General features: G+C 65.3%; 13 protein-coding genes. 8 read left to right on the forward strand and 5 right to left on the reverse strand.

The window, feature by feature from the left end; translation table 11 throughout:
* Positions 1 to 2 precede the first annotated feature (2 nt).
* Positions 3 to 1,061, forward strand: a complete 1,059-nt coding sequence (locus AC1DSD_RS08900; protein WP_478029673.1) for a hypothetical protein — start codon at positions 3 to 5, stop codon at positions 1,059 to 1,061.
* Here the strand turns inward: AC1DSD_RS08900 and AC1DSD_RS08905 are convergent.
* Positions 1,056 to 1,481 carry a hypothetical protein gene (locus AC1DSD_RS08905; RefSeq protein ID WP_478029674.1) on the reverse strand — a complete coding sequence of 142 codons (426 nt, stop codon included), beginning with the start codon at positions 1,479 to 1,481 and terminating at the stop codon, positions 1,056 to 1,058. The two genes, AC1DSD_RS08900 and AC1DSD_RS08905, sit on opposite strands and share 6 nt — an antisense overlap.
* Before the next feature lie 370 nt (positions 1,482 to 1,851).
* On the opposite strand from AC1DSD_RS08905, the gene AC1DSD_RS08910 reads away from it, so the two are divergent.
* From AC1DSD_RS08910 to AC1DSD_RS08935, 6 genes are all read left to right on the forward strand, one after another.
* Entirely contained in the window at positions 1,852 to 1,998 is a 147-nt protein-coding gene (locus AC1DSD_RS08910; protein ID WP_478029675.1) for a hypothetical protein, read from the forward strand.
* On the forward strand, positions 1,998 to 2,846 hold the full coding sequence (locus tag AC1DSD_RS08915) for an SMP-30/gluconolactonase/LRE family protein (RefSeq protein WP_478029676.1): 849 nt from the start codon (positions 1,998 to 2,000) through the stop codon (positions 2,844 to 2,846). Before AC1DSD_RS08910 ends, AC1DSD_RS08915 begins: the two co-directional genes overlap by 1 nt.
* An 11-nt stretch (positions 2,847 to 2,857) precedes the next feature.
* Positions 2,858 to 4,009, forward strand: a complete 1,152-nt coding sequence (locus AC1DSD_RS08920) for an aldose epimerase family protein (protein WP_478029677.1) — start codon at positions 2,858 to 2,860, stop codon at positions 4,007 to 4,009.
* 84 nt (positions 4,010 to 4,093) lie between these two features.
* Positions 4,094 to 5,713 carry a sodium/sugar symporter gene (locus AC1DSD_RS08925; protein ID WP_478029678.1) on the forward strand — a complete coding sequence of 540 codons (1,620 nt, stop codon included), beginning with the start codon at positions 4,094 to 4,096 and terminating at the stop codon, positions 5,711 to 5,713.
* 4 nt (positions 5,714 to 5,717) lie between these two features.
* A complete protein-coding gene (locus AC1DSD_RS08930; protein ID WP_478029679.1) occupies positions 5,718 to 6,587 on the forward strand; it encodes a 2-dehydro-3-deoxygalactonokinase in 870 nt (289 codons plus the stop codon).
* Positions 6,584 to 7,219 (forward strand): 2-dehydro-3-deoxy-6-phosphogalactonate aldolase, encoded by a 636-nt coding sequence (locus AC1DSD_RS08935; RefSeq protein WP_478029680.1) that lies wholly within the window; start codon positions 6,584 to 6,586, stop codon positions 7,217 to 7,219. The genes AC1DSD_RS08930 and AC1DSD_RS08935 overlap by 4 nt, the downstream gene beginning before the upstream one ends.
* Before the next feature lie 33 nt (positions 7,220 to 7,252).
* Here the strand turns inward: AC1DSD_RS08935 and AC1DSD_RS08940 are convergent, their stop codons facing one another.
* The 4 genes from AC1DSD_RS08940 to AC1DSD_RS08955 form a co-directional block, all read right to left on the reverse strand.
* Positions 7,253 to 9,139: a glycoside hydrolase family 2 protein gene (locus tag AC1DSD_RS08940; RefSeq protein WP_478029681.1), complete on the reverse strand. Its 1,887-nt coding sequence runs from the start codon at positions 9,137 to 9,139 to the stop codon at positions 7,253 to 7,255.
* Positions 9,140 to 9,168: 29 nt separating this feature from the next.
* Positions 9,169 to 10,356 (reverse strand): mannonate dehydratase, encoded by a 1,188-nt coding sequence (uxuA, locus tag AC1DSD_RS08945; protein ID WP_478029682.1) that lies wholly within the window; start codon positions 10,354 to 10,356, stop codon positions 9,169 to 9,171.
* A gap of 64 nt (positions 10,357 to 10,420) precedes the next feature.
* On the reverse strand, positions 10,421 to 11,725 hold the full coding sequence (locus AC1DSD_RS08950) for an alpha/beta hydrolase family protein (protein ID WP_478029683.1): 1,305 nt from the start codon (positions 11,723 to 11,725) through the stop codon (positions 10,421 to 10,423).
* A gap of 55 nt (positions 11,726 to 11,780) precedes the next feature.
* Complete coding sequence (locus tag AC1DSD_RS08955) at positions 11,781 to 14,093, reverse strand: TonB-dependent receptor (RefSeq protein ID WP_478029684.1); 2,313 nt, start codon at positions 14,091 to 14,093, stop codon at positions 11,781 to 11,783.
* A gap of 170 nt (positions 14,094 to 14,263) precedes the next feature.
* Between AC1DSD_RS08955 and AC1DSD_RS08960 the strand changes: the two genes are divergently transcribed.
* On the forward strand, positions 14,264 to 15,067 hold the full coding sequence (locus AC1DSD_RS08960) for a FadR/GntR family transcriptional regulator (RefSeq protein ID WP_478029685.1): 804 nt from the start codon (positions 14,264 to 14,266) through the stop codon (positions 15,065 to 15,067).
* Position 15,068 lies beyond the last annotated feature (1 nt).

Genomic DNA, 15,068 nt, shown 5'->3' on the forward strand with positions numbered 1-15,068 from the left:
GTATGGCCTTGTCTCTGTTTCGACACGCACTTTTGGGGCTGGCAGTCGCCGCCGGGCTATCTCCCGGCGCGGCGCTCGCCGCCGGCAAATGCGGCCTCACCACGGTCAGCGGCGGTACCGCCAATCTGACCTATGATCCATTCAACGGGACTACGACCTCGATCAACCTGACCGGCGTGCAATTGTCGCGCGTCAACGGCGCGGGAGGCGAGAAGACCGCGAATATCGAATTCTACGTCAAGGGAACCACCGCGGCGCAGAACGGTACCGTGCTGATCCCGATCAGCGCGACGGGATCCGGGTCGGGCGGCCCCACCGGCAGCAACATCTTCTTCGGCACCAACCAGTCGCCGCCGATCCTCAACATCAACGCGGGCAGCCCCGCACCGGGCGTGTTCCGCTGGGCGTTCACCGGCAACAACGCGGCATCGGACATCTTCACGCTCAACCTGACGCTGCAATTGCCGGCCAATCTGAACCTCAACGCTGGATCCACTTTGCCGTTCGACATCGTCTATAGCTGCAATGGCACCGGCGGCGGCGGCCCGTTCACCGATACCGGCACGGTCAGCAACGCGATCGTCGTCAACGTCATCGTGTTGAGCGGCCTCCAGGCGAGCTATGTCGGCACCAATCTCGACTTCGGCGAAGTCGGCAATTTGACCACCACGCAGGTCCTGGCTGCGCCGGCGACCTATACGACGCCGACCACCAATTATATCCGCGTCGCCAGCTCGGGGCCGTACAAGGTCGATATCGCCTCGCAGAACACCTACAAGCTGACCTTCGCGGGCGGCTCGCTGGCCAATGCCAACCAGACGCTCGCTTACAAGGCGCTGTTCCTGGGGCAGGCGCGGACGACCGCCAGCCCGACCTTCACGACGGTCACTTGCGTGCGCGCCGGCACCGACGCGGCGGCCGGCATCCTGCCGATCCGGGCGACGTTGCTCGAGGGCGGGCAAGGCAAGACGCCCGCCTCGGTCTATAGCGACACGATCACCGTCACGGTGACACCGTTATTGTCGACGGTGCCATCGCAACAGAATTGTCCTGCCTTATAGCGCGACGATCCGGAACGAAATCGTTCCCGGCTCGACGCCCTTCGGCAAATCCAGCGCAACCGCGTGGGCAGCAATGCCTGCGCGGTTCGACTTGGTCACGCGGACCGTACCGTCCTTGCCGAGCGGGAGCTTGTGGCCGTCGACCAGCAGGCTCGCCTTGGCCATGTTCGCCGAATAATCGGCATAGACCTCATAGCCGTTGGGGCTGTTGCAGAATTCGTTGAGCGAGCCCAGCGAGACCTGGCCACCCTGGGCAGGGACCATCACTGCATCGACCGTGGCACGGCACACCACCGGCACGAAGCCGCTGATGCCGATCGTGTACTGGGCCGAACTGACCGCAACATGGGGATCGACCGCCTGGGCGGCCGGAGATGCGACCGCGAAAGCCGCGACTAAAGCAATACAAACGTTCTTCATGTCGGCATCCTTGGATAGAAACGCGAGGATGCTTATGACGGCGACGTGTGAAGATGCGGTCGTTCGGTGTGGTAAAGGCGCGGATAACCTTTGGCGTGGTCTTCCCGGATCACTGCGGGAAGATGTCAGCAACTAATACGTCGCGGTCGACTGTCCCGAACTGCAGCGGTGGCCGTGGCGTGGCCGAGCGCTGACCAAAGACGAAAAGGCCCCGCCAAGCGCGTCAAGCCAAGCCGGCCGTCATCGGGGCACGCCATTCGGCGCCTCGCGATATTTTGTCAGACAAATAGGGTTTCTATCTTTGTTTGGTTGACGCTATCAAGCCAACCGCAACGGCCCTGATTACGAGGGTAGGAATACGGAGAGGCTGATGGGTTCGGGGTGGTCGCGCGGATTGGATAACCGTCGCTTTACCGACCGTCGCCGGGCCGAGCTCACCACCGCGGAACGCACCCTGGCGCCGGCCGTCGACGATCAGCGCATTGCCCAGCGCGGGCTTCTCCGGGACAGCCATTGATGTCCGATGTCCGCGTGATCGAACGCGACCGCCGCGACCGACTTGGGGAGGGACTGTTATGGTCCGCCCGCGAAGCCGCGCTCTATTGGGTCGATATCCTTGGCGCGCGCGTCAATCGCCTCGATCTGGCCAGCGGCCGCGTCGACGATTGGTCGATGCCCGACACGATCGGCTGGCTGATCGAGCGCGAGCAAGGCGGGTTCGTCGCCGGGCTCGGGCGTGCCTTCGTCGCGCTGTCGTTCGATCCCTTGATGATTGAAACGATTGTCGCGCCCGAGCCCGAGCGCGACGGCAATCGCTTCAACGATGCCAAGGCGGATGCCGCCGGGCGCATCTGGGCGGGCTCGATGCCGTTGACCTGCGATCGCCCGAGCGGCGCCTTCTACCGGCTCGATCCCGATGGGCGGGCCACCCTGATCGAGGATGGCTATACCATCCCCAACGGTCCCGCGATCGGCGACGGGTTCCTGTTCCACACCGACACCGCGCTCGACACGATCTTCCGCTATCCGGTCCATGACGATGGCAGCGTCGGCGCGCGCGAGCCGCATATCGTGTTCGAACCCGATTGGGGTCATCCCGACGGCATGACGATCGATGCCGAAGGCCATTTATGGGTGGCTTGCTGGGGCGGGTCGTGCGTGGCGCGGTTCGATCCGGCGGGCCGGCGCGAGCGGACCATCGCCTTGCCGGCGTCGCAGATCACCAATGTCGCGTTTGCCGGCGACGCGCTCGACCGGATGTTCGTGACCTCGGCCGCCGACGGCGTCGACGAGCCGCAGGCCGGGTGCCTGTTCGAAGTCGACCCCGACTGCCGCGGCATTTCCCCCTATCGTTACCTCAGATGAAGGAGACAGACATGGTCCTGCGCTCACTCGCACTCGCTGCATTGCTGATCGGGGCCGCCACACCCGCCATGGCGGCGGAGGCGCGGCAATCGAGTTTTGGCCGGCTGCCCGACGGGCGGTCGGTGCCGGCGGTGACGCTGACCAACAAGGCCGGTGTGTCGGCGACGGTGATCGCCTATGGCGCATCGCTGCAGTCGCTGGTGATGCCCGACCGCAGCGGCAAGCGTGCCGATGTCGTGCTCGGCTACGATACGATCGACGAGTATCTCAAGACGCCGCAATATTTCGGTTCGACGGTGGGACGGTTCGCCAACCGCATCGCCCGCGGCCGCTTTTCGCTCGACGGGCGCGATTATCGCGTGCCGGTCAATAACGGCAAGAACTCGCTCCATGGCGGCACCGTCGGTTTCGACAAGGTGCTATGGTCGGTGGTCTCGGTGAAATCCGGGCCGACGGCGTCGGTGACGCTGCGCTATGTCAGCCGCGACGGCGATCAGGGTTATCCCGGCACGCTGACCGTCGATGCGACCTATTCGCTCGACGAGAAGAACGCGCTCAGCATCGAATATCGTGCAACCACCGACGCGCCGACGATCGCGAACATCACCAACCACGCATATTGGAACTTGTCCGGCGAGGGATCGGACAATAGCGCGATGGGATTGATGGTGACGATCCCGGCCGATTCCTATTTGCCGGTCGACGACGGCTTGATCCCGACGGGAGAATTGCGGCCGGTCAAGGGAACGGCATTCGATTTCCGCACGCCGCGCGTGATCGGCGAGCGAGTGCGCGATGCGCGTGACGTGCAACTCGTCTATGGCCGCGGATATGACCATAATTGGATCCTCGGACGCCGGATCACGCCGGACCAGCATTTGATGACGCGTGTCTTCGATCCCAAATCCGGGCGCGGATTCGAGCTCTGGTCGAACCAGCCTGGCCTGCAATTCTATTCGGGCAATTTTCTCGACGGCACGTCGTCGGGCAAAGCGAAGCGCATCTATCGCGAGGGCGACGCGATCGCGATGGAGCCGCAACTCTTTCCCGATACGCCCAATCAGCCGGCCTTCGGTTCCGCGCGCCTGGCGTCTGGTCAGGTCTATCGCAACGTCATGACCTATCGCCTGACGACGGGTCAGACCGGCGGGCGTCGCCGGTAGAATTGGTTTCGGCGCCGCCGGATCGGCGGCGTTACCGGTTCAGCTCTTGCTGAAATCGGGAATTCGGAGGGGAAGGGAAAGAGTATGCAGCTCGCCACCATCGATATCGCGGTCGTCGTGATCTACTTCGTCTGCATCTTCGGGCTCGCCCAATGGGTGAGCCGGGAGAAAGCGGGGCATACCAAGGACTCGTCGGACTATTTCCTGGCGTCCAAGAACCTTCCCTGGTGGGCGATCGGCGCGTCGCTGATCGCGGCCAACATCTCGGCCGAACAGATCGTCGGCATGTCGGGGTCGGGCTATGCCATCGGCCTCGCCATCGCGTCCTACGAATGGATGGCGGCGGCGACGTTGCTGATCGTCGGCAAATGGTTCCTGCCGATCTTCCTCGCCAACAAGATCTACACGATGCCGCAATTCCTCGAACAGCGGTTCGGGCCGACGATCCGCACCGTGATGGCGGTGTTCTGGCTGATCCTCTACGTGTTCGTGAACCTGACCTCGATCATCTGGCTCGGCTCGATTGCCGTCACGCAAGTGACCGGCATCAATCAGGACGTGGCGCTGATCGGGCTCGGCACCTTCGCCTTGCTCTATCAGCTGCGCGGCGGGCTCAAGGCGGTGGCGCTGACCGATATCGTCCAGGTCGCGTTGCTCGTGTTCGGCGGGCTGGTGATCGCGTATCTGACGCTCGGCAAGATTGGTGGCGACGCCGGTATCATCGCCGGCTTCACCGAGCTGACGCGGCGCGTGCCCGACCATTTCGACATGATCCTGTCGCCCGACAATCCGCATTACAAGGATCTGCCGGGCGTCGCGGTGCTGGTCGGCGGGATGTGGATCGCCAATCTCAGCTATTGGGGGTTCAACCAATATATCATCCAGCGCGCGCTGGCGGCGAAGAGCCTGTCGGAGGCGCAGCGCGGCGTTGTGTTCGCGGGTTTCCTCAAATTGCTGATGCCGGTGATCATCGTGCTGCCGGGGATCGCCGCCGTGGTGCTGGCGCCGGGGCTGACCAAGCCGGACCAGGCCTATCCGACGATGATGCGGTTGTTGCCGACCGGCCTGCTCGGCCTGGTCTTCGCGGCGCTGATCGCGGCGATCATCGCCTCGACCGCGTCCAAGATCAATTCGATCGCGACGATCTTCACGCTCGATATCTACGCCAAGAGGAAAGGCGTGCAGACGCGCGCCGAGGACGCCGCCGGGTCGATCGAGCATGAGAAGCATCTGGTGCTGGTCGGCCGGATCGCCGCGGCCGTGGCGATCGTCATCGCGATGGCGACGGCGCGGCCCTTGCTCGGCAGTCTCGATCAGGCGTTCCAATATATCCAGGAATTTTCGGGCTTCGTGACCCCGGGGATCACGGTGATCTTCCTGCTCGGCCTGTTCTGGCCGCGCGCGACCGAGATGGGGGCGCTGGTCGGCGCGATCGCATCGGTTGTGGTGAGCTTCATCTTCTGGTTTCCTGCCGCCTGGGGCGGCTCGGCGGCGCTCAACGCGATCCCGTTCATCAACCGCATGTCGATCGTCTTTTTCGTTGCGCTAGCCTTGGCGGTGATCGTATCTCTGCTCCGCCCGGCCCGCGCGGAGAGCAATCTGATCACGATGCGCGGTGTTTCGTTCCGAACGACGGCCGGGTTCAACATCGCCGCGGGCCTGATCGTGGTGATCCTGATCGCGCTCTACGCGACCTGGTGGTGATGGCATGAGCGTGCGACCCTTGCTGGCGATCGATTGGGGCACGACCAATCGGCGCGTCTATCGGATCGAGGACGGCGCAGTCACCGCGACCGAGCGCGACGCGCTCGGGGTGACCGCCGTCAGCGACTATGCCGGCGAGCTGGCGGCGATCCGCGCGCGTTTCGGCGATTTGCCGGTGCTGATGGCGGGAATGGTCGGATCGACGATCGGCTGGCGCGAAGCGCGTTATGTGCCGGCGCCTGCCGGTCTCGAGGATCTCGACCAGAACTTGCTGCGCATCGACGAGCGTACCGCTATCGTTCCCGGCGTGTCGTTCAGCGACGGCGCGCGCGGCGACGTGATGCGCGGCGAGGAAGTGCAGTTGCTGGGTGCCGTCGCTGCCGGGCTGACGCCGCCCGACGCGTTGCTGGTCCAGCCCGGCACCCATTGCAAATGGGTCGAGATGGAGGGGGCACGCATCGCGCGCTTCACCACCGCGATGACCGGCGAATTGTTCGCGCTGGTGCGCGCGCACGGCATCCTGTCGGCGCAGCTGGGCGCCGATGTCGTGCTGGGCGACGCTTTTCGCGACGGCGTTCGCGAAGGCGCGAAGCGCGATTTGACCGGGTCGCTGTTCGGCATCCGCGCGGCGAAACTGCTGGGCCTGCGCGACGATACCGACGCCGCCTCCTTCGCCAGCGGGTTGATCATCGGCGCCGATGTCGCCGCGCGCGTCGCGGTCAATCCGTTCGACACCGCCTATATTCTGGCCGACCCAATACTCGGCGGGCTCTATGCCGCGGCGATCGCGGTCAACGGGCGCGCCGCGACGATCATCGACAGCCAGGCGGCGTTCGTCGCCGGCATTTCCCGGATAGGAGCTTCTCTCTCGTGACTTCGCTTGCCGCTTTCGACGCCGCCTTTGCCTCCTGTCCGCTGATCGCCATCCTGCGTGGTGTGCGCCCCGACGAAGTCGTCGCGATTGGCGAGGAACTGGTCGCCGCAGGCTTCACGCTGATCGAAGTGCCGATGAATTCGCCCGATCCGCTCGACAGCGTCGCGCGCCTGGTCGCCGCGCTGGGGGACCGGGCGATGATCGGCGCCGGCACGGTGCTGACCGTCGATCAGGTCGCGGCGATGCGCGACGCCGGTGGCCGGATGGTGATCTCCCCCAACACCAATATCGACGTGATCCGCGCCAGCGCCGCCGCGGGCCTGGTGTCGCTGCCCGGAATCGCCACGCCGAGCGAGGCGCTCGCCGCGCTCGACGCGGGCGCGACCGCGCTCAAGCTGTTCCCCGCCGAAGCCGCCAGCCCGACAATACTCAAGGCGATGCGCGCGATCCTGCCGAGCGCCGTGCGCGTGCTGCCGGTGGGCGGCATCGTCCCCGAGGGCATGGCACCCTGGCGTCAGGCCGGTGCGGCCGGCTTCGGTCTCGGCTCGGCGCTCTACAAACCCGGCATGACGGCGGGCGAGGTCGGCGCCCGCGCTCGCGCCTTCGTCACGGCGCTGGAGCGGAACGCCTGATTTATCGATCGAGCATGCCGCTCCGGCCCAGCGTCATTTTCGGCCGTCCTTGCTCTCATAATAGCCCGCCAGCACGCCGAACGCCTGTTTGCGCTGACCGGTCTCGGAGATCAGGCCCTTGCGATTCCAGCCCTGCTGGAACTCCGGATTCTGCCGGCGCGGCGAGCGGAAGTCCTTCAGGATCCAGGGCGACATGCCGCGCAAGGTCGGAATCCGGTCGACCATGCCGAGCGTCTTGCGATAGAATTCGGCCTGATATTCCTCGGAGAATTTCTCCGGCATGCCGCGCAGGTCGTGGAAACCCGCTTTGGCGTCGGCGCCGAATTCGGAGAAGATCAGCGGCTTGTTCGCGGGCACGCGGAACGAGAAGCTGGCCAGGTCGTCGAGCCGGTCGGGCGTATACCAGCCGAAATAGGTGTTGATCGCGACCACATCCAGCGCGTCGGCGAGCGGATCCGCCATGGCGATGACGGGCTTGCCGTTGGCCCCCTGCGATCGTTCGGTCAGCAGCGCCGCGCTGACCAGCCGCGTGTCGTCGAGCTTGCGCACGTCACTGACCAGGGTGCGCAGGAAAGTGTTGCGCGCATCGGTCACCGGCGTTTCGTTGGCGACGCTCCAGATCGCGATCGAGGCGCGGTTGCGGTCGCGCATGATGTTTTCCGCGATCATGTTGCGCGCGGTCGCCAGCGTATCGGGATTGCTCCAGGCGACGCGCCAATAGACCGGCACTTCGCTCCACACGATGATCCCCATCTCGTCGGCCAGCCGGGTCATCACCTCGGAATGCGGATAATGGGCGAGGCGGACATAATTGCCGTGCAGCCCGTCCTTGATCTCGCTGAGCAAGGCGCGTGCCGCGGCCGGAGTTATCGCGCGCGTCGGCTCGGCGCCCAATTCCTCCTCGTGCAGCGAGATACCGCGCAGGAAGATCGGCTTGCCGTTGAGCAGGATATCGGGGCCGCGCACTTCGATCGTGCGGAAGCCGATCCGGTCGCGCCATTGGTCGTCGCCCGAGGCGATCGTCACGTCATAGAGTTTGGGCTGCTCGGGCGACCAGCGGACCAGCGCGCGCGGGGCGGCGACCGTCGTGCGCCAATTGCCCTTCGCATCAGTGGTGCCGGCAAGGTCGACCCCGAGCGCGGCGATCTTCAGCCGAATGGCGTGATTGCCGGCCTGGGCGCCGTCGAGATGGGCGTCGACCGCGAGCTGGCCATCGCGGGTCAACCGCACCCAGGCGTCGTCGACATAGGTATCGGGAGTCGAGATCAGGCGGATCGGGCGGGTGATGCCGCCATAATTTTCCCAGTCGGTGACCGGTGGAGGGACGGTCGCTTCGGTCGCCTGCGAATCCACACCGACCGTGATCTGATTGTCGCCGGCCCGCAGCAGCTTGGTCACCTCGAACGCGAACGGAGTGAAGCCGCCTTCGTGCCGCCCGACCGGCTTGCCGTTGAGATAGACGACGGTCGAATAATTGGCCGCGCCGAAGCGGAGGAAATAGCGGCCCTTGCGCGCCGCGGGCGCGGGGAAGGTGCGCTGATACCACATCAGGCCCTGATAATAACGAAGCTCGGGCGCCTCGGTCAGCCAGGACGAAGGCAGGGTGGTGACGGGTGAGCGCGCGAGGTCGAACTCGTACATCGCGCGATTGTCGTCCCTCATCGCCTTGGCGACGTCGAGGTCGAGATAGCGCTGCTGGCTCTCGCCCGGCGTCTCGCCGTGAAAGCCGGCAAGGCCTGCGCGGAACGGATCGACCGAATAATGCCACGGCCCCGACAGATCGACGCCGTCGCGCATATCGGCTGAGACGAGCAATGGCCCGGTTTCGACTGTCGCCAGCGGCAGCGTCGGGGCGGCCGCTTGCTGCGCCACGGCGGGCGCCGCGCAGACCATCGTCACGGCGATCAGTCGCCGGATCATCCTTGCTATCTGCACGTTCCGCTCTCCCGTTATCTGTCTGTTGTCGTGTCGTCGCCGCGCGCGAAGGCGATGCCGCGTTCGAGCCCGCGAAGCTCGGCCAGCCCGCGCATCCGCCCGAGCAGCGAGTAACCGGGGTTAGTCCGTTTGGTCAGGTCGTCGAGCATCTGATGCCCGTGATCGGGCCGCATCGGGATCGAGCGGCCGGTCCGGCGTTGCAGCGCGTGCACGGCGCCGACGATCGCCGTCATGTTGGCGTCGCCCTCCAGATGCGCTGCCTCGTGAAACGCGCCATTGGCCTCGCGCTGCACCGAGCGCAGATGGAGGAAACCGATCCGGTCGCCGAGCCGCTCGACCATGCCGGGCAGGTCATTGTCCGGCCGCACGCCGAACGATCCCGCACAGAAGCAAAGTCCGTTCGACCGGTTCGGCACGCGCGAAAAGAGATTGGCGACGTCCGCCTCGGTACTGACGACGCGCGGCAGGCCGAACATCGGAAAAGGCGGGTCGTCCGGGTGGACGACGAGCCGAATGCTCAACTCGTCCGCGACGGGGCAGACCGCTTCGAGAAAGGCGACATGGTTTTCGCGCAGCCGGTCGGGGCCGATATCGGCATAGCTGTGGATCGCCGCCAGGAATTCGGTCGCGGTGAAGCTTTCCTCGCTCCCCGGCAATCCGGCGATGATCGTTTGTGCCAACAGCTCCCGGGCGCCGTCGTCCATCGCCCGGAAACGGCGCGCGGCGGCCGCGACCATGTCCGGGGCATAATCCCGTTCGGCACCCGGCCGTCGCAGGATGTGGAGGTCGTATACCGCGACCGCCTCGAGCTCGAAGCGCAGGGCCAGCGCGCCATCGGGCATCGGCCAGGCCAGATCGGTCCGCGTCCAGTCGAGCACTGGCATGAAATTATAAGTGACGACATCGATCCCGCACGCGGCAAGGTTGCGCAGGCTCTCGCGATATTGCTCGATCAACCGGTCGCAATTGCGTCCGCGGGTCTTGATGCCCTCATGCACCGGCAGACTCTCGACCACGGTCCAGCCGAGGCCGGCTTGCTCGATCATTCGCTTGCGCGCGGCGATCGCCTCGCGCGGCCAGACTGCTCCGTTGGCCGTATCGTGCAGCGCAGTCACGACTTCGCTCGCACCCGCCTGGCGGATATCCCGTAGCGACACGGGATCGTCGGGTCCGAACCAGCGCATCGTCTGCGTCATGAACATCGTCGGTAACTGCTCCTGCGTGTTGGTGTTGGCCGGCCGGTGCCGGATTGCTGCTTGGTGTCGCCTATTCGGCGGGTTTGAATTCGAACGACATTCCCGACGCCTTGTTGGGTTGGAACCCCTTCCACAACGTAGCGGCGGGCGGTCCGGGGCTGTACCCCGAATAGCGCCCGGGCGGTGCGCCGGCCCAGATCCCGTTGTTGGAATTGGGCGTCAGCCCGTCGATGTACGCGGCCTTCGTGCTGTCGTCCTTGACGTAGCGATCGAGGAAGGCGGTGATGAAATGCGTCTCGATCGCCATCAATCGGTCCTTGCGCCACACGGCATCTTCGAACCAGTCGAGATCCCAGAAGGAGCCGCGCATCCCGGCCGGGGCGCCGATCAGCGCGATGCTGTGCGCCGCTTCGCGGAAGGTCAGCAGATAGCGCGGCGCGTGCGCCTCCTGCGCGAACAATGTCCGCACGCCGGGGTCGTAGCCGACGACATGGTCCTGGCTGCCGACGATGAACAATGTCGGTGCACGGATCGCGGCGACGCCGGGCGCGGCCCACATATTGGTGCCGCGAAGCGCAGCCGGTGGAGAGATCGCGACCACTGCCTTCAGCCCCGCGACCTTGAGCTCGCCTGCTTTGGGGCCGGTCGCGACATAGGGTGCGAGCGCGTTGCGGGTCGCCCCCGCCAGCGCCGGATCGAGCGGCGCGCCGGCGGCAGTGAGCACGCCATAGCCGCCCATCGAATAGCCGATCAGCACCGTCCGGCCACCATCGGCGGTCGCAAACGGCCAGAGTCCCGCGCGAGCGCGCCGCTGCGCTTCGGCGGCGACGAAAGCGATGTCGAGCGGCCGCCGGGCGAGCGGACCGGCGGCAGCCGCGGCGGTGCGGATGGTAATCGGCGGATCGCGAAAGTCCGGCGCGACGACGACATAGCCCTTGCTGGCAAGGTTCTCGCCGAGCCAGGACAGCACTACAGGCGTGTTGCTGTAGCCATGCGCCAGGATGACGAGCGGAAACTTCCCATGGGCGGCACGTGCGCCGGGCGACGCAACGCCGGCGACGGAGAAGGTCACGTCCTTGCCGGTCTCGCCCGGTAGCGCTGAGTGGTAGGTCGTGCCTTTTCCCGGCGCGGCGGCCGGATACCAGATTTTGAGCGCCAGATGCCGGTCGACGATCGCCGGTCGATCCTTGCCCTGGAGCGGATTGGCCTGGCCAGGCTGGACGAATTCGATATCGGCGACGCCGACCGGATGGGGGCCGAGCGCGGCGAGTTCGGGAGCATCGACTCCCGGCCGTGCCGGTGCATCCTGGGCCGGGGCGCCTGCCGCCGCGAGCAGCGCTACGGCACTTGCCACCGGCAGCGCAAAACGAACCATCACGTCGCTCCCGATCCGCACGAGGAGGCGGGGCGATACGCGCCCCGCCTGTCCATCAGAAGTTCACGCCCAACCGCAGCCCGCCATAGCGACGGAAGTCGCGCGGCAGCAGTGCTTGGGTCGCGATCTTGTTGCCGAAATTGCCCGCCGTGTTGACCAGCGACGGATAATATTGAACGTCGAACAGGTTGTTGACGAACGCGACGATTTCCCACTTGCGGTTCTTGTCGCGAACACCGAGCCCGGCATTGACGATGCTATAGGCCTTTTGGAAGGTCTGCGGGTCTTCCGCGACATAATAGACGCTGCTCTGATATTGCCAGTTGGCTTGCACTACGCCCTTGAGATTGCCGCCCAGCGACGGCGAATAGTCGGCGGCGATCCCGAACTTCCACTTGGGCGCCTGGACGGCGCGTGCACCGGTCAGGTTCTGGCGCGTCGGCGAGCCGGTGCAACCTTGGGCCGCAGTCTGCATCGGATAGCATTGAGCCACCGGGAAGTCGGTGTACCTGGCATCGAGATAGGCAACCGATCCGGTAAGGTTCAAATCGGCGCCAAGGCGCGCAGCGGTATCCAGCTCGACGCCCTTGGTATTCAAGCCGCCGACATTGGTAAGCCGAAAGTTGGTCGTTCCGTCGGCCAGCGTCTCGATCGATTGCGCCTGCAGGTTTTTGTAGTTGGTGTCGAAATAGGTGAGGTTGAACGTCACGCGCCGGTCGAGGAACTGGGCACGCATGCCGATCTCCTTGTCGCGCGATCGTTCGGGCTTGATCGGGCCGGCCGCCGCTCGGTTGGCATTGAAGCCCGTCGTCAGATCGTAGGTCTGACCCTTATAGCCGGTCGAATAGGTGGCGAAGAACATCAGGTCGGGCGTGATCTCGTAACGCCCGCTGATCCGGTAGGTGCCCGCCGTATCCTCGGCATGACCGCTGAAGAACGACCCGGCCGGCGCGACCGCGAGATTGTCGCGGAAGGTATAAGAGACTTTTTCGTTCTGGACGCGCCCGCCGCCGGTCAGGATGAGGTGCGGCACGATCTCCCAGTCGACCTGTGCGAAGGCAGCGAGTTGCTCGGACTTCGACGTCGCGTACCAATTGGCCAACGAGAAGTAAGGTCCGCGCGCGAACGGCCGCTCGAACTTCACGTTCGCGTAATAGGCGCCGAGCGTATAGCGGAAGGGCTTGGCGCTGGACGAGAGCAAGCGGACTTCCTGCGTGAACAGCTTTGAATGGAATTGGCCGACCTGGATGTTGTTGCCGACCGTAGCGGGTGACGACGTGTCGTCGTGATCGAGATAGTCGTTGAGCCGGAATTTGTCGTAGGACGTGATCGACACGAGCGTCATGTCGCCCAGTCCAATTTCCCCGCGCAGCGACCCGCCGCCGCCTTCATATTTGGTGCGCGAATTGTAATTGTTGCTAATGTCCCGATTGTCAGGACCGACCGTGACCCCGGGCATCGTCACTGCCTGGGTCTGGCCCGCCGTGTTGCGGAGCAATGCGGCCGGGTCCAGGCGGATGAACGGGCGCCCGACCGTGGTGTTGCCGTTGAGGTAATTGCCCGACAAGGTGATGGTCACATTCGACGCCGGCTCCCAGCGGAGCTTGCCGCGGGTGTTGAACGCCTCACGTCCATTCACTTTCTTGCCGTTGAACAGGTTGCGGACATTGCCGTCCCAGTTCGAATAGCTGGCCGACAGGACGTAGCCGAGTTGCGAGCTGATCGGGCCGGAGACGCTGAAATTGCCGCCATATTCGCTGTCGGTCGTGCCCATCACGTTGAACCGCGCACGGAACGTATCGGTGGGCTGGCGCGTGATGATGTTGATCAGGCCGGCCGAGGCCGACTTGCCGTAGAGCGTGCTTTGCGGGCCGCGCAGCACTTCGATCCGCTCGACATCGGGCAGGTCGGTAAAGGCGCGCGCCTGGAAGGCGAGCGGCACTTCGTCGACCAGCACCGCGACGCTCGGCTCGACACCGATGCCGAACGCGAAGGTGCCGACGCCGCGCAGCGACACGTTGGCGTTGACCGGATGTTCGGCCGGACGGACGGTCAGCGACGGCGCGATCTTGCCCAGATCCTGAAACTGGGTGACGCCGGAGGCCTTGAGCTGCTCTTCGCTGACCACCGAGACGGCCAGCGGCACCTTCTGGATATTTTCCGAGCGCTTCTGAGCGGTGATGATGATGTCGCCCGGAACGGGTTCGTTCGTTTCGGCAGCGACTGGACTGCTCTGGGGCGCGGCTGCGTCCGGCGCGGTCTGGCCGGGATCGGCCGGCTTGTCCGCCCGTGCCAGTGCCGGCGTCGCGCAGAATGCGAGCGACAGGGCGAGCGCGCCGCGTCCGACAGATGTATGTAATCCGATCATCTTTCCCTCTCCATGTCGTGCCTCGGGTCTTTTCGCCGACGCTTCGCGGCCCCAATTAACAAATGGTCAGACCACATGCAAGGATTGCCTGACAAAATCCCGTCAGGCCACCTTACCAAAGAAGGTCGCTGTTGCCGCTGCGCACGGGCTTTGGTAAGGATCAACCGGTTATGCCGATACAGAGATTGATCAGGCCAGTTGCCAAGCCAGCCGGGGCCGCGTCGCAGCCCGATGGGCGCAAACTCTACCAGCAGGTCGCTGCGTCCGTCGCGGAGGCGATCCAGCGTGGGGACTTCCTGCCGGGCCAGCGCATCCCGTCCGAACGCGAGCTCGCCGACGAGTATAAGGTCAGCCGGCCGACGGTCCGCGAGGCGATGATCGCGCTCGAAGTCATCGGCATCGTGCGGTCGCGCCACGGTTCGGGAATCTTCGTCGTCGACAATCCGCCGCTCGACACGCCGATGATCGGACTCGATATCGGCGCGTTCGAACTGACCGAGGCGCGCCGCCTGTTCGAAGGCGAGGCGGCGGCGCTCGCGGCGGTGTCGATCACCGACGAGGAGATCGCCGCGCTCGAAGTGCTGATCGGCGACATGGAGCGCGAGAATCAGGAAAATGTCAGCGGCGAACATGCCGACCGCGAATTCCACCTGGCGATCGCGCGGGCCACGCGCAATTCGGCGGTGGTCGACGTGGTCGAATCGTTGTGGGACGCGCGGTCGCGTTCGCCGCTTTGCCAGCACATGCTCGAACGCGCGCGCAGCGTTGGCGTGGTGCCGCGGATCGACGAGCATCAGACGATCCTCGCCGCGCTGCGCGAGCGCAACCCCAAGGCGGCGCGCGAGGCCATGCGCGACCATCTTGCGCGCGTGATCGATGGGTTGCTCACGGCGACCGAAAGCGACGCGTTCGAACGCGCCCGCGCCGAGGTGGAGGCGAGGCGCACCGATCTGGCGCGCCGCGTCGCGATCTGAG

The sequence above is a fragment of the Sphingomonas sp. P4_D12 genome, from assembly GCF_056401895.1.